This window comes from Flavobacterium sp. FG68, assembly GCF_057808895.1.
Map to the genome: position 1 here is coordinate 1 of NZ_JBMDIY010000051.1, position 24199 is coordinate 24199.

Genomic DNA, 24199 nt, shown 5'->3' on the forward strand with positions numbered 1-24199 from the left:
CGAGCTACTTGTGGAGATTTCTCCTTCGTCGAAATGACAAGATTGGGGATTTACTTTGCGGAACTTCTTTGCGGATATACGAGTGCGATTTCTCGTTCCTCGAAATGACAAACAAAAAAATCCGATCTGTTTTCACAAATCGGATTTTTAAATTGAAAATTATATATGACCGTAAAACGGTATATTTTTACAAGTGAATTACTTCGCCGTAAGCATCTGCAACAGCTTCCATAACTGCCTCGCTCATTGTTGGGTGAGGGTGGATAGATTTTAGGATTTCATGACCTGTAGTTTCTAGTTTACGAGCTACAACTGCCTCAGCAATCATATCTGTAACACCAGCACCAATCATGTGGCATCCTAACCATTCTCCGTATTTAGCATCGAAAATTACTTTTACGAATCCGTCTGGAGTTCCGGCAGCTTTTGCTTTTCCTGAAGCTGAGAATGGGAATTTACCAATTTTTAATTCGTATCCTTTTTCTTTTGCTTGTTTTTCTGTTAAACCTACAGAAGCAATTTCTGGGGTTGCGTAAGTACAACCCGGAACGTTTCCGTAATCGATTGGCTGTACGTGAAGTCCTTTAATTTTTTCTACACAGTTAATTCCTTCTGCAGAAGCTACGTGAGCTAAAGCCTGACCTGGAGTAACGTCTCCAATTGCGTAGTATCCGGGGATGTTAGTTTCGTTGTAAGCGTTTACTAAGATTTTATCTTTGTCAACAGCGATTCCAACTTCTTCTAAACCAATATTTTCAATGTTTGTTTTGATTCCAACTGCCGAAAGTACGATGTCAGCTTCTAGAACTTCTTCTCCTTTTGCAGTTTTAACAAATGCTTTTACTCCTGCACCAGTTGTGTCAATACGCTCAACAGATGAGTTTGTCATTACTTTAATTCCGGCTTTTTTCAAAGAACGCTCAAATTGTTTTGAGATATCTTCGTCTTCTACAGGAACTACGTTTGGCATAAATTCTACAATAGTAACATCTGTTCCCATTGAGTTGTAGAAGTGTGCAAATTCAACTCCAATTGCTCCAGAACCTACAATAATCATAGATTTTGGCTGTGTTGGTAATGTCATTGCCTGACGGTAACCAATTACTTTTACACCATCTTGTGGTAAGTTTGGTAACTCACGAGATCGAGCTCCAGTTGCGATGATGATGTGATCAGCGCTGTATTCAGTAACTTTATTGTCTTTATCTGTAACGTCAAGTTTTTTTCCTGGTTTTAGTTTTCCAAAACCTTCGATAACGTCAATTTTGTTTTTTTTCATCAAGAATTGAACACCTTTGCTCATTCCTTCTGCAACACCACGGCTGCGTTGTACAACAGCAGGAAAATCTTTATCGAATTCAGAAACTTTTAATCCGTAGTCAGAAGCGTGTTTTAAATAATCAAAAACCTGAGCTGATTTTAATAATGCTTTTGTTGGGATACATCCCCAGTTTAAACATACACCACCAAGGTTTTCTTTTTCAACTACAGCTACTTTAAAGCCTAATTGTGAAGCTCTAATCGCTGTTACATATCCTCCAGGACCACTTCCTAAAACAATAACGTCGTATTTCATTTTTTGTGTTTTTAGTATTAACTATCGAAAATGAGGTTTATAGATTCCGAAACTCACTTATCGATTTTCTTTTGTTATTTGTGCTTGCGAATTTAATGATTTATTTTAAAAAGAGTATCATGTAAAAAAGTAAAAAGGTAAAATGTGGAAAATTTGAAATATTGATTCATTTGTCAGGCTGAGCGAAGTCGAAGCCCTGCTACTTGTAAAAAAGCTCTTCGACTTCGCTCAGAGTGACAGAAATTATTAAAAAAATAAAGCCACAGATTATCAGGATTAAAAAGATTTTTAAAATCCGTTTAATCTGTGTAATCTGTGGCTATATATTTTGTTGTCATTAAACTATGTGGAAGAGGTTTGCGTGGGCTTCGACTTCGCTCAGCCTGACACAGACTTCGCTCAGCCTGACAAAATAATTATAAATATTAATGGTGAATTATTAATTAAGCATTTTCAGCCATTAACAATTCACCATTTATAATTTACAATTAATAATTAAACTTTTACGTGTCCCCAGTTTTCGCCGCTGGCAATTCTGCGGATCTGCATTTCGCTTACGCCGAATTGTTTAGCGATCATTTTAAGACGTGTTTTTTGTTCTGGTCTTGCTAATATTTTTTTGATTAACATGACTTTTGTTGTAGTTAATTTTCGTCCGTCGGCTTTTAAGTTGTGTTCGATCAGGTTTTTCTTCGCTTGAATTACACGTGGACTTTTGCGGCTGTGCGCCATCATTTCTTGTTTTGTTGCCCAGCGTAAATTGCTGATATCGTCATTGCTTCGGTTGTAATCGAGATGCAGGACATAAGTTTGTTCTTCTGATTGTTTTGGAAGAAAGTATTGGGCAACTAATTTGTAGAGAAATAAATATTTGTTAATGATTTTGTCATCTTTTTTAACCTTAAATCTAAAAGTAGGATATCCATCGCTTAAACCGCCTTTAAGGATTCGGCCGTTTTCAATTTCGTCTGTAAAGCTTATTAATCTTCCTCTGTTTGAAATTGCGTATTTAAGTTGTAATGATGCGTTTATTTCTATTTCTTTGAATTCTTCGTTAGGATAAAATCTGTTGTGTGGCATTTTCTTTTTCATTTAAATTTTGTCTCTCAAAGATAAAGAATTATGAAATGAAGAAAGTTATACTCTAAGTTACATAATATCAACTTTATGATTCTTATAACGCTATTTTAACTTTTTAGAATGATTTTGACACTTATTTGGTCAGTTTAAAACTTCAAATTGTGAATTATGCAGTTTTCAATCTTCCGCGAAAGCGTAAATTTTAGCATTTTTAGTATTTAAGAAATAATGATTTTTATTGATCGAGCCAGTTTTTAAAATTATTTATTTCTTTTTTGCTGATGATTATCGGGTCGTTTTCGATAGGAGGAACGGTAAGAATGAGTTCGATTTTTTGATGTGAATGTTTTACAACTTCTTTTATAATATTTCGGTGTACAATATATTTTCGGTTGATTTTAAAAAAGATAAAAGGATCGAGGCTATTTATAATATCAGTAATCGTGCTATTGTATAAATAACTGTTTCCTGATTTTACATAGATAAATAAATGCTTTCCCGATGCGGCAAAATAGGTAATTTCAGATTCGTTTACTGAAATTAGTTTATAGCCGTGGTTTACTAAAAAATGACGTTGGATTTTGTTTGTTTCAGGATTTTCGATAGCAACTAAAGATTGCAGTGTTGCATCGGCATTGAAGCTGTCTTTTATTTTTTTGAATTTGGTTAGGGCTTCTAATAGTTCTTGTTCTTCAAAAGGTTTTAAAAGATAATCGATAGTAAAGTGTTTGAAAACCGAAATTGCGTAAGAATCATAAGCGGTAACAAAAATGACAGGGCAGGAGATTGTGGCTTTTTCAAATATTTCAAGACTTTTTCCGTCGCCCAAATGAATGTCCATAAAGGCTAAGTCGACATTGTTTTGTTTAAAAAAATCGACTGCTTCTTTTACAGATTTTAAAACTGCAATTTCGGCTATCTGTAAAATGTCCTGCTGCTCTAAAATTGATTTTAGGTAAGTGGATGCAAGATATTCGTCTTCGACAATGGCAATTTTCATTTTCCTTTTGAGATAAAGTTAAAAAGTTTCATTTTTAAGTGAGAAGCTCTTAAATGATTTTGCAAATATAATTGTCTATAGTTTTTTTACAACAAGTTTTTATAGGAGTTTGCAGTTTTGTTGTTATTTAATCTTTTTTGTTATGTTTCACATATTACTTGTGGTTTCAACTGTGGGTTATGGATTGTGATTATATTGTGTTCCCGTGGTTGAAACCACGGGTTATGTTTATTAAATTGTTAATGAAAATTCAATGTTTCTATTTCAAATATAGCCTGTGGTTTCAACTATGGGATATGGATTGTGATTATATTGTGTTCCCGTGGTTGAAACCACGGGCTATGTTTATTTAAGCTTTAATCAAAATTTAATTTTTATTTTAAATATAGCCTGTGGTTTCAACCACAGGAAACGAACCGTGATTTATTGTGTTCTAACGTTTGAAACCGTTCACAATGTTCTTGATGTAAATAAATGCAAAAGAGGCCCAGCTTTGCAACTGGACCTCTTTTAAAAAAAAACAATAGGTATTTATAGATTGGGATTGTTTAATCTCGCGTCTGCCGGGTAAATAATGGTATATCGCGGATCGTTTTGTATCAATGTGTAATTATCACCGTCAAAAGTGTGAACGATTTGTTTTTGAGATGTTCTTCTCAAATCAAACCAACGCTGTCCTTCAACAGCAAACTCACGGTGTCTTTCTTCGTAAATGAAATTTGTTAAATCTGCAGCATTCATTGCGTTAACTTCAATTTCAAGTTGTACATAAGCAGCTGCTGTATATCTGTTTTTGATAAAACTTAAAACAGTTGTTTTAGCATCAGCAATATTGTTTAGTTTTAATGAAGTTTCTGCTTTTGTTAAATATAACTCAGAAGTTCTGAAAGAACATTTTTGATCAATATTTCCACCTTTTTGAATTCTGTAACGGCTTCCGCTTGCTAAGAAATAAAGAGGAAAACGTAAATCAGTTGTTTTGCTGTAAGCAGCAATTAAATCTGGTGAAGCATAAACGGCACCTTTTAAGTTGTTTATTAAACCATCTTCAAGAGCTAAAATAGATTCTTTTGAATCGTATTTTGTTGCAAATACAGGTGTAGCCTTTAAATCAACTAAAGCGTTGTTAATTGCTAACGCTTTGTTTGCAGCGTCAAGCGATTTTTGCCATTGTTGTACATATAAATAAATACGGCTTTCTAAACTGTATAAAGCAACTTTAGAGAAACGGTAGTTTAAACCTTTTGTTTGAGAATCTTTGTTGATGAATTTTTCAGCTTCCTGAGTATCAGAAATAATTTGATTATAAATTACTTCTACTGTCTGAGGTACGAAAGCCTGCTCTAAATCAATCTCTAACGCTAATGGAACTCCTTTGTCTGAACCTGCTGTTGCTGCATTGTAAGGTTTTCCGAAAAGGTTAATTAAATCAAAGTAAGCCATTGCTCTTAAAGCATACGCTTCTCCAACTAACTGGTTTCTTTCAGGAGATACATCTAATTTTTTAGACGCTTCGTTAATGATTACGTTCGTATAAAAGATAGTTTTGTATAAATCTGCATATTGAAAAGTAGTTGTAATACGATCCGGATTTGCATCTTTCCAAATATAAATATCTCTATAGTATGTTACGTCATCACTAAATTCATTCATCGTTAATTCGTCTGTACGAACTGCCGTTAATGATTTGTGTTCAGGATATACGTCGTATCCTTTTGTTAAAACTGCGCGGTACTGCTCTAATGTTTCCGGGATAACACGACCAACTGGTTGGATGTCCAGATAGTCATCACAGCTTGTTACTGCAAGTGCTGCAGCAAAAAGTAGTATATATTTTGAGAATTTTTTCATCTTTATTTTTATTAGAAAGTTACATTACATCCTAAAGTGAATGACTTAGGAACTGGTTGTGCATAAATGTTTCCGAAAGTTTCAGGGTCAAAGTAACCTTTGTAATCAGAACTTATTACGAATAAGTTTCTAGCTTCAACATTAAGTCTGATGCTTGAAATGTTAATTTGATCTGTAAATGCTTTAGGGAATGTATAACCTAAACGCAAACTGCTTAATCTCATATAACTCATTTCGCTAACCCATGTATCTAAATAATTGTAGGTTGTAATTTGATTTTGTCCAGAATACCATAGGTATGCCATATAAGAATCTCCTGTTCCTGAATCTTTACTTGTAATTCCTGGTAAGTTAGAAGATGTATTAGTTGGTGACCATGCATCTAAAATATCTCTACTGTAATTTTGTCCTCTGTCTACGATTGTTCCATTGTATGGAGGAGTTCTTGTTACAGTTTGTTTGATGTTGAATGAAGCAGCAATTGTTAAATCAAAATTACTTACTTTAAAAGTATTGGTAATACCTCCAGTAAACTTAGGATCTCTGTCTCCTAAATAAACAAATAAGTCTCTAAATTCAGCAGCTGATAAATTTGACTGCGCTAATTCTCCCGGGAAAATATCAGCAAATGGGTCATATAAACCAAAGAATGTTTGAGAGTTTACAGTTTCTCCTTTTTTGTTGATAAATAAAGGATATCCATTTTCGTCGATTCCGTTTGTTTTAAATCCAAATACAGCATTTACAGGACGTCCTTCTCTATTTGGCAGGTAATCTGTGTCACGAACTTCGATACGGTCTACATTACTTTTGTTATGAGAAAAGTTAATACTTGTATTCCATTGAAAGTTTGGACGGTCAATATTTTTTGTAGACAAAGTAATCTCGTAACCTTTGTTGCTTACTTGTGCCCAGTTCATATTTGTATACTCAAAACCATTTTCTAATGGAAGTGCTCTTAAACCAATTAAGTCAGAACTTTTTCTTCCGTATAAATCAGTTACAAGGCTAATGCGATTGTTGAATAAACCTATATCAGCACCAACGTTAGTATTACTTGTTTTTTCCCAACGTAATTTTTCATTTGGCGGGCTCTGAACATCAATAATCTGCTCATTTTGTCCTGGTAAAATAATAGTTGTACCATTAGTACCCATTACGTAAGGAGAAGTATTTTTGTCAATATTTCCTTGTAAACCGTAAGAAGCACGAAGTCTTAAGTTAGAAAGTGTTAAGTTATCTTTTAAGAAATCTTCTTCAGACACTGCCCAAGATGCAGATGTTGACCAAAGTGGTAAATATTTGTATTTAGGATCTACACCAAATAAATCTGATCCATCATATCTCACACTTCCAAATACACTATATTTTCTGTTGTAAGTATAAGCCGCTGTAGCAAAGAAAGAAGCAAAAGCATTTTCATTCTCACTTTTAGCATATTGTTTATAATCAGATTCTTTAGCGAAACCAGCGTTAGGGAAAAGAATTGGCTGTGTAGTTAAATTTTTCTCATCAAAACCAAATCCTTTAGTTGAAACAGATGTTGTGTAGTTTCTTCTTAACTCATTACCAACCATTGCTTCGATTTCGTGTTTCTCAGCAATTTCAGTTTTGTAACTTATCATTGTTTTCAAGTTATACTGAAAAAAGTCTGTATTTGAGTTTTGAATAATTCCACCTTCCGGAAGGAAATAATTGTAAGCTCCGTTAGTAAAATAACGTGATTTTTCTTTTTGCTTTCTTGTGTAATAAGTTTCTTTACCAGCAAATTTTTCGCTAGCAGTATTGTCTAATTGTAAACCTAATTGAGACGTTACTTTTAAGTCTTTAGTAACTTTATATTCAGCATCTAATAATGCTTTAATAGCTCTTGTTTTTAAATCGTAAGAAGTATTTGCTCTTTCTTCCAAGATATTAAAAGGAACATAGCGACCAGAATAACCAGCGATGTCCGGGTCATATTTATAACTTCCATCTTCGTTGTATGGAGTTAAATATGGATTTACGTTTCTTGAGTAATTTGATGGGTTTGTAAACGCATCTGTATCTGTAAGGTAAGATGTAGTTTTGTTTTCAGAACCAAAAATTCCAACACCAACTTTAAATTTATCTGTTATTTGATAGTTGTTTTTTAATGTTAAGTTGTAACGTTTGAAACCAGTTCCAATAGTTGCTCCTTTTTCATCGTAATATCCTAAAGAGAAATAATAATCTGATTTTTCTCCTCCACCAGATAAACTTAAACCGTGCTGTGTGTTGATTGCAGTTTGGTATAATAAGTTACCCCAGTTTGTGTTGTTTCCTCTTAAAGAATTGATAGATTGCTGCGTTGCAGGACTTAAAGAAGAAAATCCTCCAGCTCTGTAGGCATCTAATTCACCAGCTCCGTTTAAGATACGGGAAATATCTCCACCAGTATCTCTGTAAGTCAAGTCTGCACGGCTTGCCATGTTAAGTTCTAAATCAATTTTCTCGTTTGAGTTCATCAGGTTTAATTTAGAAAACTCAGGTCTTTGTGTGATAAATGTATTCGTATTGAAACTTACTACCATTTTACCAGCTCTACCTTTTTTAGTAGTTACCACGATTACACCATTTGCAGCACGCGCACCGTAAATAGCAGTTGCAGCAGCATCTTTTAAAATCGTGATATCTTTAATATCGTCTGGATTTAAACCAGCAATAGAGTAGTTGCCTAATACGTCGATATTGTCTTTGTCAAAGTTTTTAGGAACTTCATTTCCTTCTAATGGCAATCCATCAAGTACCCATAAAGGATCTTGTGTACCGTTAAGAGAAGCTGTACCCCTGATTCTGATTTTTGCAGGTGCTCCTGGTGCTCCAGATGGTGTGCTTACAGCAACTCCGGCAATTTGTCCAACTAATAATTGGTCAATACTAGAAACCCCAGTCTGCTGGATTGCAGACATGTCGATTTTTGAAACCGCAGCAGTAAGTTTTCTTTTCTCAATTTTTTGGTAACCTGTTACCACAACCTCCTGAAGTTTTGCAGTTTCAGACGTTAAGTTGATCGTATAATTTTTTTGAGCAGAAAGTTCAAGAGTATACGATTTGTATCCCATGAAAGTAACTCTTAAAGAAGTAATGTTTTTTGAAATTTTCAAAGAGAATTTACCGTCGAAATCAGTAGTAGTTCCGATTCCTTCACTTTGAATAATACCTGCCATGGCAGTTTTGTTTGAGATCGAATTATTCTCAACAAAGATCGATGCACCAGGAATTGGTGACAAGTCAGCTTCATCTTGAATGATCCCCGTAATAGTTCGGGTTTCCTGCGCATATCCTGCGATGGCCAGGAACAGCAGTAGGGCATGTAGAATTTTTTTCATGTTTTGGGTTTGGGTTATGTATTAAAAGGTTGTATTGTTCAAAGCTTTGTCGATTCGTTGTATTAAATCGCGGTAATGATTTTGGGTCGATTCATCTCCGGTACTTCTTTTTGTTCTTAATAATTGAAGTACTTTTGTTAATTCCCCTTTTTTATCTGATGTTACTTCTGTAACTCTTTTTAAGAAAGAATTATTAATGTTTCTTGCCATATGTGCATCATCTAAAGAACATAAATGAGGCATTTGTAATGTTTCTTGTATTTGGATTGTTTTTTTAACATCCGTTTTTTCAAATAATTTATTTGTCGAAATAATTAAAACATCTACATAATTCTTTTGTGTCATACGCTCCAGAATAGTAAGTGATTTGTTTTGGATAGTTCCTGCAAATACATTCTGATGCATTTTTTTAAACAATTCATTTACGGTAAAAATCTTCTCGTTGGTTTTATTTCGCTGGTATAATTCATTCTCTGTCATTCGAAGTAAACGATCATCGCTGAATAAACTATATATAACATCGTATTGTAATGCTCTTGACATTGTATATGGTGTGTACTCATAAGGCCCAAAAGGAGAATCTTTCAGCGGATTTGTTTTATCTAAAACGTCATTAAAAAACAACCACTGCGGAATTGTAATTACATTTTTTACTAAATAATCTACTGCTCTTTTTTGCATTGCTGCAGGAACCGGAACATAACTCTGTTTGTTATCGCCGTGAACCGTTGGGTTTAAGTAAACACCGCCAATGTTGGTTAATACATGACCATTGTACGTTTGCCATTGTCCGATAGCTCCGATATACAGTTTACCAGTTTCGTAGTAAGACTTATCTTTATCGTAGGACCAGTTTAAGATATTATCTACAACACGTTTTAAATTCTTCAATCCGTACTCGCTTGCTTTTACAGCATCATTTCCTAAATCTTCAGACTGCGAACGAGGATCGATTTGAGAGCCTTGCTCACCGTAAAAATAAATTGGGTCGTTTTGATGTTTTGTAATAGCTTCGTTTAATCTTGCCGTTTCATTTTCGTTTGGACCGTACCATCTGTAACCCCATTCGATAGCGTATTTGTCGTACTCACCAATTTTTGGGGTAATTGCAGTTACGTTATCTTCCGGTTGTGCTACATAATTGTAACGGGCATAATCCATGATAGAAGGAGCAGTGCCGCCCATTTTTTCCGTGAATTCTTTAGAACGTAAAGATTCAACATCATAAGCGAAAGAAGCGCCCATATTATGTTTTAATCCAAATGTGTGTCCAACTTCGTGAGACGATACAAAACGAATTGCTTCGCCCATATGTTCCTCACTAAATACATTTCCTCTTGCTTTCGGGTCGATTGCTCCGGTTTGAATACGCATCCAGCTTTGAAGCGAAGTCATAACATTGTGCCACCAAATAATGTCGGCTTCAATAATTTCTCCGCTTCTTGGGTCAACAACCGAAGGGCCCATAGCATTGGATTGTGGTGATGCCGCATAGGTAATAACCGAATAACGTACATCATCAATGTCAAAGTCTAAATCTTTTTCAGTAGGTTCTTTAGCAATAATTGCATTTTTAAATCCCGCTCTTTCAAAAGCAACCTGCCAATCGTGTACGCCTTCAATAATATATTTTCTCCACTGTTTTGGGGTCGATGGATCGATATAATACACGATTGGTTTTTTAGGTTCTACTAATTCACCTTTCAAATATCGTTCTTCATCTTCTTTCTTTGGTTCTAAACGCCAGCGGGTAATCAATTCTTTTTCAAGCATTGCCTGCTGTGTATCGGCAAAATACCAATGCTTTTCAGAGAAGTAACCAATTCTGTTATCAGAAAAACGAGGTTTCATTGGAGTTTTATCCAATAAAATAATATTACTTGTCACACCAAGGGTAATTGGTAATGACGATGTGCCTTCGACGAAAGAAGTTGAAAGCTGCGATTTTACTACAATATTTTTTGGGAAAGCTTTTAAACTTTCTATATACGATAAATCAGATTTTACAGAACCTCCAATACCAGTGTTACTCAAAACATCATTGAAGCTTTTTTGTTTTCCGTCAAAAATCTTATTTACTTTAATAACTACAGCGCTCGAATCGTTGTTTTTGGTTTCAATATCAAAAACTTCAATAATAGATTCAGAGAAATTGTCAATTACAGATGCTGTAATGGCATCTTCTTTTGGTGAAGAAACTTTAGGAACATATGTTTTTACCCAAACTTTCTTTGCAATTGTATCTTTATAAAAGGAAATGATTTTGTTTTCATAATTCATTCCTTTATTTAAACCAGCTTCGTTAATTTGAAAAGGAACTTGTGATAATTTGTTTACAATCAGAAATTCTCTTTTAAACAAACTATCCTGAATTTCAAAATAAACATCAGTCTTAACCTGAATGATATTAAACAGCCCTTTTTTTAATGTGCCCTTTTTTATAAGGTCACTATATTTTTTTCCTTTTTTGGAATCAGTAGAATCTTTTACAACTTCAGTCTCTGTTTCTTTTTTCTTTTTCTTTTGCGAAAGAACTGTAACAGGAATGAATAATAATAAAATTAATAAGCAAAGTAATTTTACATTATGTAGGAATGCCTTTTCCCTCATTTTGGTGTTAAGTTTAAGTTAATTTTCATCGAAACTATTCGAATTTAGTTCAGAAAAAAAACAAAACGGAGTGAATGGCTTTTTTTTAGGAGTGAATGGATATTAAAGGTAAAATACAAACGAAATTGCCGTCTTTTTCTGAGGTTTTTAAATTGGTTCTGGAGTAGAAAGTATAGATGCTCGACAGGTATTTTAGACCAAAATTAGTGCTGGGTTCACTGTGAGCCTTTTTTTGAAGATTATTACTAATAATTACCTGATCTTTCTGTATTAAAATTTCTGTTGTCAACGGATTTTCGACCGTTGCCATATTATGCTTAATAGCATTTTCGACCACTACCTGAAATGCCAGATAGGGAATAAATTTTTCTAAAGCTTCTTCGTCTTCGATTTTTATCGAAAAGAACAATTCTTCCTTAAAACGGGTTTGCTGTAAAAAGATATATTTCTCAATAAATAATAATTCATCTTTTAGTGAAACGACATTTTTTTCTGGCGGATCAATTAAATAACGGTAAATGCGAGAAAGATTCAGCGTAAATTTCTGCGCCGTTTTTACATCGCTTCCCACTAACATATATAAGGAGTTAAGCGAATTGAATAAAAAATGCGGATTTATCTGTTCTTTTAAATGCTGAAGCTGAATAAGTGCTTTTTCTTTTACGATTTTTTCGTTCTCAACCAGAAGTCTGTTTTTTTCTTTAATTGCAATTCCTTTTTCTCTATACGCGCGCCTGTTTGCATATGAGAATAAATAGAAAATCAGCAAAAGCATAACCGTTGTAATCGAATAAATCCAAGTTGAATATTTATTAATCAACGCTACATTTTCGTCACTAACATTTTTTGGGAAATTAACACATATAAACCAATGTGTATTTTTAAGGTCTAATTTTTTTGTAAATCGAATAACATCCAGCCCTAAATATTCAGACATAGCAACTCTTTTTGCATAATCCTGCTTTTTAGTAAATATGGTATCAATTGCGCGGGTAGAGGAAATCTCATAAATATTTTTTCCTATAAAATTCAATTCGGGATGATAAATACATCTTCCTGATTTATCAAAAATAAAAGCATAATTGTTAGTCGATTTGACATCTATACTGGAAAAATAATCAACAAGTTTTTTTAAGTTAATATCGTAACCATAACGAACAACTGTGTTTTTTGAAGTAAGTCTGAAATAAATTCTCCAAACCCATTCTTGTCCCTGCGGAATAATAACATTGATATGATCCTGATCTTTATTTTTTTGGATAAAATCTTCTGCATCTTTTTTTAGGTCATCCGAAATAGAATCGGTTCCAAACTGAATTTTATTATCATTTATCTGAAACCAATTATTGGCTACCAATAAATTGGTGTTTTGAACCGAAGACAAAACATGTAAGTTAGAAGCCAGTTCTTCTGGTCTGCTTATCTTTAAAACGTGCTTTATTCTGTTTTCCTGTTCCAGAAATTTCGAAAATTCCTGAGACAAAAATTCCTGCTTTTTAATAAAGTTGCGCTGTGCTGACTCTTCATTTGCTTTTTCGGTAAGATCAGTAATCAAATTACTCAATATGTATACAGAAGAAACAGTAATAAGAATAGAGACGGCTACATAAATTAAAAATGCACGTCGGGATGTTATTTTTTTTAATCTAAATCTCAAATTGTTTTATAAATTAATTCGCAACCGAAAATTGAGAATCGTATAAGTTTTTATAATAACCATCAGTTTTCGATAACAATTCCTGATGTGTTCCTTGTTCCACAATTAAACCTTTATCCATAACCACAATTTTATCAGCATTAACAATTGTTGCCAGTCTATGCGCAATAATAATCGAAGTTCTTCCTTTTGTAATCGTTTCCGTCGCACGCTGAATCAATTCTTCAGAATACGTATCAATTGACGAAGTTGCTTCATCTAAAATCAAAATACTCGGATTACTTACATACGAACGTAAAAATGCAATTAATTGTCTTTGTCCAGACGAAAGCATAACGCCGCGTTCTTTTACATCAAAATCATAATTATCAGGAAGGCTCATAATAAAGTCATGAACGCCAATTTTCTTTGCAGCATCTAAAACCTGTTCGCGGGTAATTTCAGGATTATGAAGTGTAATATTATTGTAAATCGTATCGGCAAACAAAAAGACATCTTGTAGAACAACCGCAATTTGTTTTCGTAAAGAAGCCAAAGTATAGTCTTCAATATTTTGTCCGTCAATGTAAATTGTTCCGCTGTTGATTTCATAAAAACGGTTCAGCAAATTGATAATGGTAGATTTCCCGGCTCCGGTAGAACCTACAATTGCAATGGTTTGCCCGGAATTTACAGATAAATCAATCCCTTTTATTACTTCTTCCTCTGGAATATAACTAAAACGAACTTGTTTAAACTCGATGCTTCCGTCAAAAACCGGAGCTTCAATTTTTCCAGTATCCTGAATATGATCTTCGGTATCTATAATATCAAAAACACGATTGGCAGCAATCATTCCTAATTGCATCTCGTTAAATTTATCTGCAATTTGACGCAGCGGATTAAAAAGCATTCCGATAAACATCGTATACGAAAACAAATCTCCAAACGTAGTAAAGTTATCGCCGTTTAAAATTTTGAATCCTCCAAAAACAACTACTAAACCTAAAGTAATCGAGGAAATAATATCGGCAATAGGGAAGAAGATCGAGTTGTACAAAATGGTTTTAATCCAAGCAACTCTGTGCTTGTCATTGATAACCCTGAAATTTTCGGCTTCGATTTTTTCACGATTAAAAAGCTGAACGATTTTCATTCCCGTTACGCGTTCCTGAACAAAGGAATTCATATTGGCAATCTGTGTTCTTACTTCCTCAAAAGCAACCTGCATTTTACGCTGAAAAATTCGGGTGATATAAACCAGAATTGGCATGGCAACAACAACAATCCAAGTCAGCTTCCAGTTCATGTAAAACATAAAAATCAAAACCACGAGCATTTTCATCAAATCACTTATAATCATAAATAATCCCTGACTGAAAATACGTGCAATCGATTCGATATCTGAAACGGATCTGGTAACCAATTGTCCAACCGGTACCAAATCAAAATATTTCATTCTAAAGCTTAAAATATGTTTAAAAAGTTTGTTCCGAATATCTTTTACAATATCCTGCCCAAGCCAGTTTGCCCAATAAACAAAATAGAACTGAGAGAAAACTTCCATCAGCAAAACGCCTCCCATTAAAATAATGTATAATAGTAAACCTTCCTTATCGTGTGTCTTGATATAGCCGTCGACCGTTTGCTTTAATAAGTAAGGTCTCAGTGCTGCAAATATGGAAAGCGAAACCGCAAAAATAATAACGCCGTAATAACGCCACTTATAAGGTTTTGTATATTTTAAAATTCTTTTAAATAAACCAGTATCAAATGCTTTTGCTTTCATTTTTTTTTGATGCTTTAAGCTTTAGGCTTTAGGCAATAGGCTTTTAATAAAGTGCTTGAAGCTTACTGCTTAAAGCCTATAGCCTACAGCTATAAATAATCGTAATAAATTTTGGTTAAATATAAACCATGCGCCGGAACCGAAAACCCGGCTTTTTCCCTGTTTTTGCTGGCAATAATATTTTCAAAATCAGCCAGCGTAATTTTGTGCAATCCTATATTAATCAAAGTTCCCACAATTGCCCGAACCATATTTCGTAAAAAACGATTCGCCGAAATTGTAAAAACCAGTTTGTTGTTTTCATTTTTCCAATACGCCTCAAAAATCGTGCAGTCAAAAGTATTAACATCTGTATTCACTTTCGAAAAACACTGAAAATCGGTATGGTTTAATAAAATCTTTGCTGCCTCGTTCATTAAATCAATATCTAACTTTTGATTTACATACCAGCTCAATTCCTCTAAAAACGGATTTTTTACTGTATTAATATGATATTCGTACGTTCGTTTTGTAGCGTCAAATCGGCAATGCGCATCATCGTGAACGGGAATTATATTATAAACCGCAATATCTTTTGGTAAATACGAATTCAGCTTGTGCACCAAAACCGGAATATCAATTGATTTTTCTAAATCAAAATGCCCGTACATTTCCTCGGCATGAACTCCGGTATCTGTTCTTCCGGCACCCATCACATTTATATCCGAATTCAATAAAACTGAAAGTGCTTTATTTAAAGTTTCCTGAACTGATGAAGCGTTGGGCTGAAACTGCCAGCCATGATAATGAGTTCCGTTATAAGCAAAATGAATAAAATATCTCATTGTGAGGTACAGAGGTTTTGAGGTGCAAAGGTACAAAGGTTTTTTTGAAGATGCTAAGATTCTAAGTTGCTAAGGTTCTAAGTTTTTTATACGTTATGATTTGTAGAGACGCACAGCAGTGCGTCTAACGCCAGATTGGAAATGCATCGATATATTAGTAGGTATAATATTTTCGATAATTTTAAAATCGATAAATATCCATTTCAATAAAAATCTAAAAACAAAACTTAGAACCTTAGCTTCTCAGAATCTCAGAATCTTTGTTAAAATCCCTTAAAACCCAAAATGCAAATCATAGTTTGCCCAGCTAAAAATCGTGTCACAAATTGACAATTCCAACGATATAATTAAAATCATTTTTTAACATTTTTAGGCAGAAATTTCCAAATGTTAATTTTTAAAATTTTTCATTTTAACATTTCATATTTCTCCTATGTTTGTACCGTTAAATATCTAAAACTATGAATGAAATTACCTCTTATTGGTGGATACTTTTAATTGTATTTGCCATTCTTTTTTACAAATTTATTTTACGTGTTTTCTTCGGAATGGTAATAGTTCCAGAAGATAAAATTGGTTTAGTAACCAAAAAATTCGTTTTGTTTGGCACGGACAAATCATTACCAGACGGCCGAATTATTGCTACAAAAGGTGAAGCCGGTTATCAGGCAAAAACACTTGCTCCGGGTTTATACTGGGGAATGTGGATTTGGCAGTATTCAATCGACATGACTGGTTTTACATTAATTCCGGAAGGAAAAATTGGACTGGTTTTAAGTAAAGACGGAAAAGAAATTCCAACCGGGAGAATCTTAGCCAGAAAAGTAGAAAGTGATAATTTTCAGGATGCAACTGCCTTTTTAGACAATGGAGGTCAAAAAGGACGTCAGACAGCTTTTATCACAACGGGTTCTTACCGTATTAATACATTTTTGTTTGAGATTGTAATTGCAGATCAAATTAAAATTTTTGAAAACATGATTGGTATTGTAACTGCTCTGGACGGTGAACCAATTCCGCAGGGACAAATTGCAGGTAAATTTGTTAACGATCATAATAACTTTCAGGATTTTGATAAATTTTTGGAACATGGCGGGAATCGTGGTTTGCAGCCTCAGGTTATGTTAGCCGGTTCTTACTATATCAATACTTGGGGAGTTTTAATTGAGCAAAACCCAATGACAGATGTGCCAATTGGTTATGTTGGAGTTGTGATTTCTTATATTGGAGAAGACGGACAAGACGTAACCGGAGATACTTTTAAACACGGTAACATTGTTTCAAAAGGACAGCGTGGTGTTTGGATGGAACCTTTTGGTCCTGGAAAATATGCGTTGAATAAATACACGACAAAATTAGAAGCGGTTCCAACAACAAACTTAGTTTTAAACTGGGCAAATGCACGAAGCGAATCGCATGATTTAGATAAAAATCTTTCTACAATTACGGTTCGTTCAAAAGACGGTTTCCCATTCAATCTTGACGTCGCACAGATTATTCACGTTCCGGCAGCAGAAGCTCCAAAAGTAATTGCACGTTTCGGAAGCATGAATAACCTGGTTTCTCAGGTTTTAGAGCCTACGATTGGTAACTATTTCAGAAACTCGGCTCAGGACAGCGATGTGATTTCGTTCCTGACAACCAGAAAAGAGCGTCAGGAATCGGCTAAAAATCATATCAAATTAGTTCTTGATGAATATAACGTAAATGCAGTTGATACCTTAATTGGAGATATTGTTCCGCCAGATTCATTAATGAAAACTTTGACAGACAGAAAACTGGCAGAAGAAGAGCAAAAAACATATCAAACCCAAAGAATGGCGCAAGAGCAGCGTCAGGGAATGGAGAAAGAAACGGCAATTGCTGATATGCAGAAAGAAATTGTACGTGCTTCTCAAAGTGTTGAAATCGCTCAGCGTACGGCAGATGCTACAGTTAAGAAGGCAGAAGGGGATGCAACCAGTTTAAAACTGAATGTAAATGCAGAAGCAGAAGCTACAAAAATGCGTGCCAATGCAGAAGCAGAAGCAACAAAAGCAAGGGCAGGGGCACAGGCCGAAGCAACTAAATTGAATGCGAGTGCCGAAGCGGAAAGAATTTCGAAAACCGGTCTTGCAGAAGCTGAAAAGATTATGGCAATTGGTAAATCGACTGCAGAAGCATACCAGCTTCAGGTTAGCGCAATGGGCGGCGATAACTTTACAAGATATAAAGTAACGGAAGAAATTGGTAAAGGAAATATCAAAGTAATTCCAGATGTTTTAATTACTGGAAACGGTGGTTCTGATGGTTCTATCAGCGGTTTATTAGGATTAAAACTAATGGAAATGATGGATACAAAAGATACTAAGGATTTGAAAGAAGTTAAAAATCAAAATCCGAAGAAATAATAACAGTGCTGCAGACCTGAAAGGTTTTAAAAACCTGTCAGGTCTAAACCAACCGTAAATAAAAATCCGATCTAACAGATCGGATTTTTTGTATTTATAAAGAAATGAAAACATAACGAAAGACGCACTGCTGTGCGCCTCTACAGAAAAAACCTTTGTATCTTTGTTTCTTTGAACCTTTGTCCCTTTAAAAAAAAGAATGAAAAAAATCCTCCTGCTTTCCGATACTCACTCTCACATTGATGATGTTATTTTAAAATATGTTGTGCAAGCAGATGAAGTGTGGCATGCTGGAGATATTGGTGACTTACATGTTACAGACACTATAAAAAAGCTAAAACCGCTTCGTTGTGTTTATGGAAATATTGATGATGCACAGGCAAGATTAGAATTTCCGCTTCATAACAGATTTTTATGCGAAAATGTTTCAGTCTGGATTACACATATTGGAGGTTATCCGGGAAAATACAATCCAAGTATTAGAGAAGAAATGGCTTCAAATCCGCCGAAATTATTTATCTGCGGACATTCGCATATTTTAAAAGTAATGTTCGATAAAAAGAACAATTTATTGCATATGAATCCAGGTGCCGCAGGAAAAAGCGGATTTCATCAAATGCGAACTATGCTTCGTTTTGTAATTGATGATGATAAAATAAAGGATTTGGAAATTATCGAGATTGGTAAAAAATAAGCCTTTATGAAATAGGAACTTTTATTTTAATAGATGTTCCCGTATTTTCATCTGCTCTTGAAATAATAGAAAAACGTCCTTTTAATTTTTTAATTCTCACCCGAATTCGGTTTAAACCAAAACCTTCAATTTCATTTAATTTTTCGGCACTAAAACCTATTCCGTTATCATGAATAATAATGATTAACTGGTTGTTGTTTTCATGTATTGAAATTTGGGCTTTTTGTGCTTCGCTGTGTTTTATAATATTGTTGAATAATTCAGAAACAATGAAATACAATTTGGTTTCAAATTTTTCAGAATATCGCGTATCTGTTGCAACAGAACTTGTAAACTCAAAATGAATGCTAGAATTGGAGTTTCGTTCGCATAAGTCTTCTAAAGCATAAATCAATCCAAAACGAACTAAAAGTGTAGGTACAAGGTCGTGTGAAATATCGCGCAGCAAATCGTGAACTTCTGATAAAATAGCTTTTGCTTTTTGAATTTCTTCGGATTGTATATTATTTTTAGCGGTAAAAACATTCAAATGTAATCCGGCAGAAGAAAGAAGCGAATTGATGTTGTCATGTAAAAAAGCTGCGATCTTTTTTTGTTCAGTTTCCTGACTGTCTATCCCTGCATTTATTACATCTAAAAGAATTTTTTGTTTGGTGTCTTTTCGCTTAATTTTTTGCTTTAATTTATTGTTTTGATAAACGAGATAGAAAAGAAAAAATAAAATAACGATTAGAACAACAAATAGACTTACAATTTTTTTGTTTCGTAATTGTTCTCTTTTTGATTGCTCAGAAAACTCTTTTTTTGCTGGTTTTACAATAGAAATATTAGATTCTTTTGGTGTAGCATTTTGCTGGCTGAAAACCTTATCTCCAGTAGAGATAAGCATAATAAGCGATATTAAAATTCTAATAAAAAACATATTTCGGGATATTATTCTCTTGATTTTTAATTTATGGGTTTATTAGGTTGTTTTTTAAAGCATATTTTACAAGCCCAATGGTGTTTTTTATATTGAGTTTTTTCATAATATTTTTGCGATGCGTTTCGACTGTATTTATGCTGATAAAAAGCTGTTCGCTTATTTCTTTTCCACTGTATTCTAAGCAAATGAGTGTTATGATTTCCATTTCCCTCGGACTTAAAATTGGATTTTCAGTATAAACATTCTTGCTTAATTTGGGATTATTTTGAAAAAACATGCTAAAGATTTTTTCCCGTACCGCATCAGAATAATATTCCTGATCCTGATATACAGCATCGATAGCTTCAATGATGTTTTCACCGGCACATTTTTTAGTCAAATAGCCTTTGGCACCCAATTTCATTACTTCTTTAATGATTTTTAAATCATCATAACTGGATAAAATAATTACTTTACAAGGAAATCCTTTTTGACTGAATTCTTTTAAAACCTCAATTCCGTCTTTTTGCGGCATACTGATATCCAAAACTAAAATATCAGCCTTATTACGGACTACATCATCATATATAGTGAGACCATTCAAAGAACTGCCGGCAATTTCAAAATTTGGAACTGTCTGCAGTAAATTGGTCAGTCCATCAATAAGAACCTGATGATCATCGGCAAGGTGTATCTTTATTTTATCTGCCATAAGTAGTTTAGAACAAAAAGCAAATTTATGAATAAATTATCTTACAAAATTGTTTTTTGAAAATCATTTCAGATTTTACCTTTTGTTTTAAAAATTAGGCACAAAAAAACCCGAATATAAATTCGGGTTCTCTTCGCACAAAAAAATTAAGTTTATAGGTTTATCTCAAACGATCTACAGATTTTACAAGATCTTCGTCCTTCTTGATGGCCTTATTAGCAAGAACTAATAACACGATAGCAACAATAGGAAGAAACATCCCAATACCTTTCTCTGACACAATTGTTGTTGTGTCTCCAGATAAATTTAGAGAGCGGTAAACAAATAATCCTAATAAAATTAAATTTAATATTATGTTCAGTCGGTTCATCACAAACTGATTTTGTCTCTTTTTGTATGAAATAATACTAACAATCGTAAGCATTGTGCTTAAGCCTAGTAAAATTGTGTAAAACTGGTCTTGCATAAAATAGAAAGCTTTCCCAGTATTTAATGTCCAAAGCGGCATAAAAAACATTAAAACCCCTGTAACAACAAAGGTAAGAATTAGATATACGGTTTGAATTCTTTGTATCATGATCTAAAATTGTTTTACAAAAATATATTTTCTTTTTTTAAAATACTATTGTATGATTAAATTTTATTCGTATTATTGCATCATAATACCGTAAGCACTTCATACTGCGGGCAATTGAAAAAAAATATCTACCTATTCTTTTTACAGTATTTCCTTTAAAATAATTAAACTCATAGAACAATTCATGTTTGATATTTCTGCATTAAAAGAAATGAAGCTTTCTGAGCTTCAAGAAATAGCTAAATTAGCTAAAACAATAAAGATTAATGGCGTTAAAAAAGATAATCTGATTACTCAGATATTAGCGCACCAGGAGGCGGCATCAGCACCGCCTGCAGAAACTATTGCAGAAAAGGAAGCAAATAATGACAAGCCAAAAAGAGCCCGAATTGCTCCGGTTAAAAAAACAGTCAGTAAAAATGCCCCTGTTCTTGAATTTGATACTGTAGAGGAAGCTCCAAAGGAAATTGAAACTCCTGCGGCTGTAGAAGAAAAGCAGACAGTACAAGCTGAAGAAGCTGTCGAAACTAAAACTCCGGAGAAAAAAGGACCTAAAATTGTAAAATTCAATAAGTCAGCTTATGAAAAAAAGGTCGCTCTGCAAAAGGAAAAAGAAACTGTAAAAGAAGTAGTTGCTGCTGAAGAAGTTACAGAAAATGATACAACAGCACCAGTTGCTGAAAAAACTGAAAATACTGCCCCGGTTAAAAAGATTAATCCTAATCAGAATAAAAACCAAAATCCTAATCAGAATCCGAATCAAAACCAAAACCCAAACCAAAATGGGAACGGAAACGGAAATAATGGGAATCATCAAAACCAAAACAATAAAAATAAAAAGAACAATAATTTCAGGGATTCAGATTTTGAATTTGACGGAATTATCGAAAGTGAAGGTGTTCTTGAAATGATGCCTGATGGTTACGGATTTTTACGTTCTTCTGATTATAATTATTTAGCTTCACCGGATGATATTTATTTATCAACTTCACAAATCAGATTATTTGGTTTAAAAACCGGAGATACTGTAAAAGGTGTGGTTCGTCCTCCAAAAGAAGGTGAGAAATTTTTCCCTCTTGTTCGTGTATTAAAAATCAACGGACATGATCCGCAGGTGGTTCGTGACAGAGTTTCTTTTGAACACCTGACGCCAGTTTTTCCTTCTGAAAAATTCAAATTAGCCGAAAAAGGCAGTTCTATATCAACCCGTATTATTGATTTGTTTTCTCCTATTGGAAAAGGGCAGCGTGGAATGATCGTTGCACAGCCAAAAACGGGTAAAACAATGCTTTTAAAAGACATTGCCAACGCAATTGCCGCTAATCACCCGGAAGTTTATTTGATCGTTCTTTTGATCGATGAGCGTCCAGAGGAGGTTACTGATATGCAGAGAAGTGTTCGTGGAGAAGTTATCGCGTCAACTTTTGACAGAGAACCACAAGAACACGTGAAAATTGCTAATATCGTTCTTGAAAAAGCAAAACGTTTAGTTGAATGCGGACACGATGTTGTTATTCTTTTAGATTCTATTACACGTTTAGCAAGAGCTTATAATACAGTTCAGCCGGCATCTGGAAAAGTATTAAGTGGAGGTGTGGATGCTAATGCATTACAAAAACCAAAACGTTTCTTTGGAGCGGCCAGAAATGTAGAAAACGGAGGTTCATTAAGTATCATCGCAACTGCATTGACAGAAACGGGTTCTAAAATGGATGAGGTTATCTTTGAAGAATTCAAAGGAACAGGTAACATGGAACTTCAGTTAGATCGTAAAATTGCCAACAAACGTATTTTTCCTGCAATCGATCTTACTTCATCAAGTACACGTCGTGACGACTTATTATTGGATGAGAAAACGTTACAAAGAATGTGGATTATGCGTAAATATCTTTCAGATATGAACCCGGTAGAATCTATGGATTTTGTAAACGACCGTTTCAAGAAAACGAAGAATAATGAAGAGTTTTTGATTTCTATGAATGACTAAGGAAAGTTACTAAGGTTCTGAGATGCTAAGATTCTAAGTTTTTTCTTTGACTTTAGTTCACAATATAAAAAAGGGATGAGTTTTATAAACTCATCCCTTTTTGTTTTTATCTAGAATCTTAGAAACTCAGTAACTATGAATCTTTAAAAAAAATCTTAGAATCTTAGCATCTCAGTAACTTAGAATCTTATTTAATCGGTTTATCAACCACCGGTCTATTCTCTCTATTTGCTAATTCCCAAGCTAAAACGAAAGCCAGTTTTGTTCTTTTCGTTAAAGCATCGTATTCAATTTTTTGAGGTTCGTCGCCTTTTCCGTGGTAATCCTCGTGAACTCCGTTGAAGAAGAAAATTGCTGGAATACCGTGTTTTGCGAAGTTATAGTGATCAGAACGCTCGTAAAAGTGATTTGGATCTGCAGGATCATTAAATTTAAAATCTAAGTCCATCTTGATGTATTTTTCATTTTGAGCCACAACCGCATTGTGTAAGTCAGATGATAATCTGTCAGCACCAATTACATACACATAATTGTTTGTGTTAGCGTGCTCAACATCACGACGTCCGATCATGTCAATATTGATATCTGAAATCGTATTTGCAATAGGAAACAAAGGATTTTCAGAATAAAAACGAGATCCGTGTAAACCGTGCTCTTCGCCAGTTACATGTAAAAATAAAATAGAACGTTTTGGTCCGTGGCCTTGTTTTTTAGCTTTCGCGAAAGCCTTAGCCATTTCGATAACCGCTACAGTTCCAGAACCATCATCATCGGCTCCGTTATACACTTCACCATCTTTAATACCAACGTGATCGTAGTGAGCAGAAATTACCAAAACTTCATCCGGTTTTTCAGAACCTTCGATGTAAGCCCAGATGTTTTCAGAGTCAGGTAAATTTTGATTGCGTCTTGCATTTAAATAGGATGCAGGAATATGCTGGTAATAATCAGATGCGCCTTTAGGAAATGACACACCGCTTTTTTTGTATTGCTCAATCATATAAAGACCCGCTTTTTTCTGACCTGCAGAACCCGTTTCACGACCTTGCATTTCATCAGAAGCAACAGTATAAAGCATTTTTTTAAGGTCTTTTTCAGAGATAAGTTTCACGTATTTCGTTGGATCTGAATTATCCTTCGAAGCAACAGACTGCGCATTTTTACATGAAAAAGCCGAAGCAATTAATAATAGAATTACAATTTTTTTCATTATAGTATA

16 protein-coding genes are annotated in these 24199 nt (G+C 34.1%); 3 read left to right on the top strand and 13 right to left on the bottom strand.

Going from position 1 to position 24199, the window contains the following annotated elements:
- Nucleotides 1-187: 187 nt before the first annotated feature.
- The 9 genes from lpdA to truA all read right to left on the bottom strand — a co-directional run bounded on the left by lpdA (nucleotide 188) and on the right by truA (nucleotide 15716).
- Nucleotides 188-1576 carry a dihydrolipoyl dehydrogenase gene (gene lpdA, locus ACODSB_RS22725; protein ID WP_488938706.1) on the bottom strand — a complete coding sequence of 463 codons (1389 nt, stop codon included), beginning with the start codon at nucleotides 1574-1576 and terminating at the stop codon, nucleotides 188-190.
- Nucleotides 1577-2071: 495 nt separating this feature from the next.
- Nucleotides 2072-2656 carry an NUMOD4 domain-containing protein gene (locus ACODSB_RS22730; protein WP_056203291.1) on the bottom strand — a complete coding sequence of 195 codons (585 nt, stop codon included), beginning with the start codon at nucleotides 2654-2656 and terminating at the stop codon, nucleotides 2072-2074.
- A gap of 235 nt (nucleotides 2657-2891) precedes the next feature.
- Nucleotides 2892-3656 carry a LytR/AlgR family response regulator transcription factor gene (locus ACODSB_RS22735; RefSeq protein WP_053471709.1) on the bottom strand — a complete coding sequence of 255 codons (765 nt, stop codon included), beginning with the start codon at nucleotides 3654-3656 and terminating at the stop codon, nucleotides 2892-2894.
- A gap of 531 nt (nucleotides 3657-4187) precedes the next feature.
- Nucleotides 4188-5507 (bottom strand): RagB/SusD family nutrient uptake outer membrane protein, encoded by a 1320-nt coding sequence (locus ACODSB_RS22740; protein ID WP_053471708.1) that lies wholly within the window; start codon nucleotides 5505-5507, stop codon nucleotides 4188-4190.
- 11 nt (nucleotides 5508-5518) lie between these two features.
- A complete protein-coding gene (locus ACODSB_RS22745; protein WP_488938707.1) occupies nucleotides 5519-8857 on the bottom strand; it encodes a SusC/RagA family TonB-linked outer membrane protein in 3339 nt (1112 codons plus the stop codon).
- Nucleotides 8858-8878: 21 nt separating this feature from the next.
- Entirely contained in the window at nucleotides 8879-11467 is a 2589-nt protein-coding gene (locus ACODSB_RS22750) for a zinc-dependent metalloprotease (protein WP_488938708.1), read from the bottom strand.
- An 85-nt stretch (nucleotides 11468-11552) separates the two neighbouring features.
- Nucleotides 11553-13022, bottom strand: a complete 1470-nt coding sequence (locus tag ACODSB_RS22755; protein WP_488938709.1) for a histidine kinase — start codon at nucleotides 13020-13022, stop codon at nucleotides 11553-11555.
- 115 nt (nucleotides 13023-13137) lie between these two features.
- On the bottom strand, nucleotides 13138-14892 hold the full coding sequence (locus ACODSB_RS22760; RefSeq protein WP_488938710.1) for an ABC transporter ATP-binding protein: 1755 nt from the start codon (nucleotides 14890-14892) through the stop codon (nucleotides 13138-13140).
- 89 nt (nucleotides 14893-14981) lie between these two features.
- On the bottom strand, nucleotides 14982-15716 hold the full coding sequence (truA, locus tag ACODSB_RS22765) for a tRNA pseudouridine(38-40) synthase TruA (protein ID WP_256635541.1): 735 nt from the start codon (nucleotides 15714-15716) through the stop codon (nucleotides 14982-14984).
- Between the two features lie 461 nt (nucleotides 15717-16177).
- Here truA and ACODSB_RS22770 point away from each other — a divergent pair, with 461 nt between their 5' ends.
- Complete coding sequence (locus ACODSB_RS22770) at nucleotides 16178-18106, top strand: SPFH domain-containing protein (RefSeq protein ID WP_488938711.1); 1929 nt, start codon at nucleotides 16178-16180, stop codon at nucleotides 18104-18106.
- Between the two features lie 199 nt (nucleotides 18107-18305).
- Nucleotides 18306-18800, top strand: coding sequence for a metallophosphoesterase family protein (locus tag ACODSB_RS22775; RefSeq protein ID WP_488938712.1), 495 nt, complete (start codon nucleotides 18306-18308; stop codon nucleotides 18798-18800).
- Between the two features lie 4 nt (nucleotides 18801-18804).
- Here the strand turns inward: ACODSB_RS22775 and ACODSB_RS22780 are convergent, their stop codons facing one another.
- The 3 genes from ACODSB_RS22780 to ACODSB_RS22790 form a co-directional block, all read right to left on the bottom strand.
- Nucleotides 18805-19689, bottom strand: a complete 885-nt coding sequence (locus ACODSB_RS22780; RefSeq protein ID WP_488938713.1) for a sensor histidine kinase — start codon at nucleotides 19687-19689, stop codon at nucleotides 18805-18807.
- A 64-nt stretch (nucleotides 19690-19753) separates the two neighbouring features.
- On the bottom strand, nucleotides 19754-20416 hold the full coding sequence (locus tag ACODSB_RS22785; RefSeq protein WP_488938714.1) for a response regulator: 663 nt from the start codon (nucleotides 20414-20416) through the stop codon (nucleotides 19754-19756).
- A gap of 160 nt (nucleotides 20417-20576) precedes the next feature.
- The gene (locus tag ACODSB_RS22790; protein ID WP_053471698.1) at nucleotides 20577-20993 is read right to left on the bottom strand and encodes a DUF4293 domain-containing protein; all 417 of its coding nucleotides are present in this window, start codon (nucleotides 20991-20993) and stop codon (nucleotides 20577-20579) included.
- Between the two features lie 184 nt (nucleotides 20994-21177).
- On the opposite strand from ACODSB_RS22790, the gene rho reads away from it, so the two are divergent.
- On the top strand, nucleotides 21178-22980 hold the full coding sequence (rho, locus tag ACODSB_RS22795; protein WP_488938715.1) for a transcription termination factor Rho: 1803 nt from the start codon (nucleotides 21178-21180) through the stop codon (nucleotides 22978-22980).
- A 187-nt stretch (nucleotides 22981-23167) separates the two neighbouring features.
- On the opposite strand, the gene ACODSB_RS22800 is transcribed toward rho, so the two are convergent.
- Nucleotides 23168-24190 carry a M28 family peptidase gene (locus tag ACODSB_RS22800; RefSeq protein WP_256635537.1) on the bottom strand — a complete coding sequence of 341 codons (1023 nt, stop codon included), beginning with the start codon at nucleotides 24188-24190 and terminating at the stop codon, nucleotides 23168-23170.
- Between the last annotated feature and the right edge of the window lie 9 nt (nucleotides 24191-24199).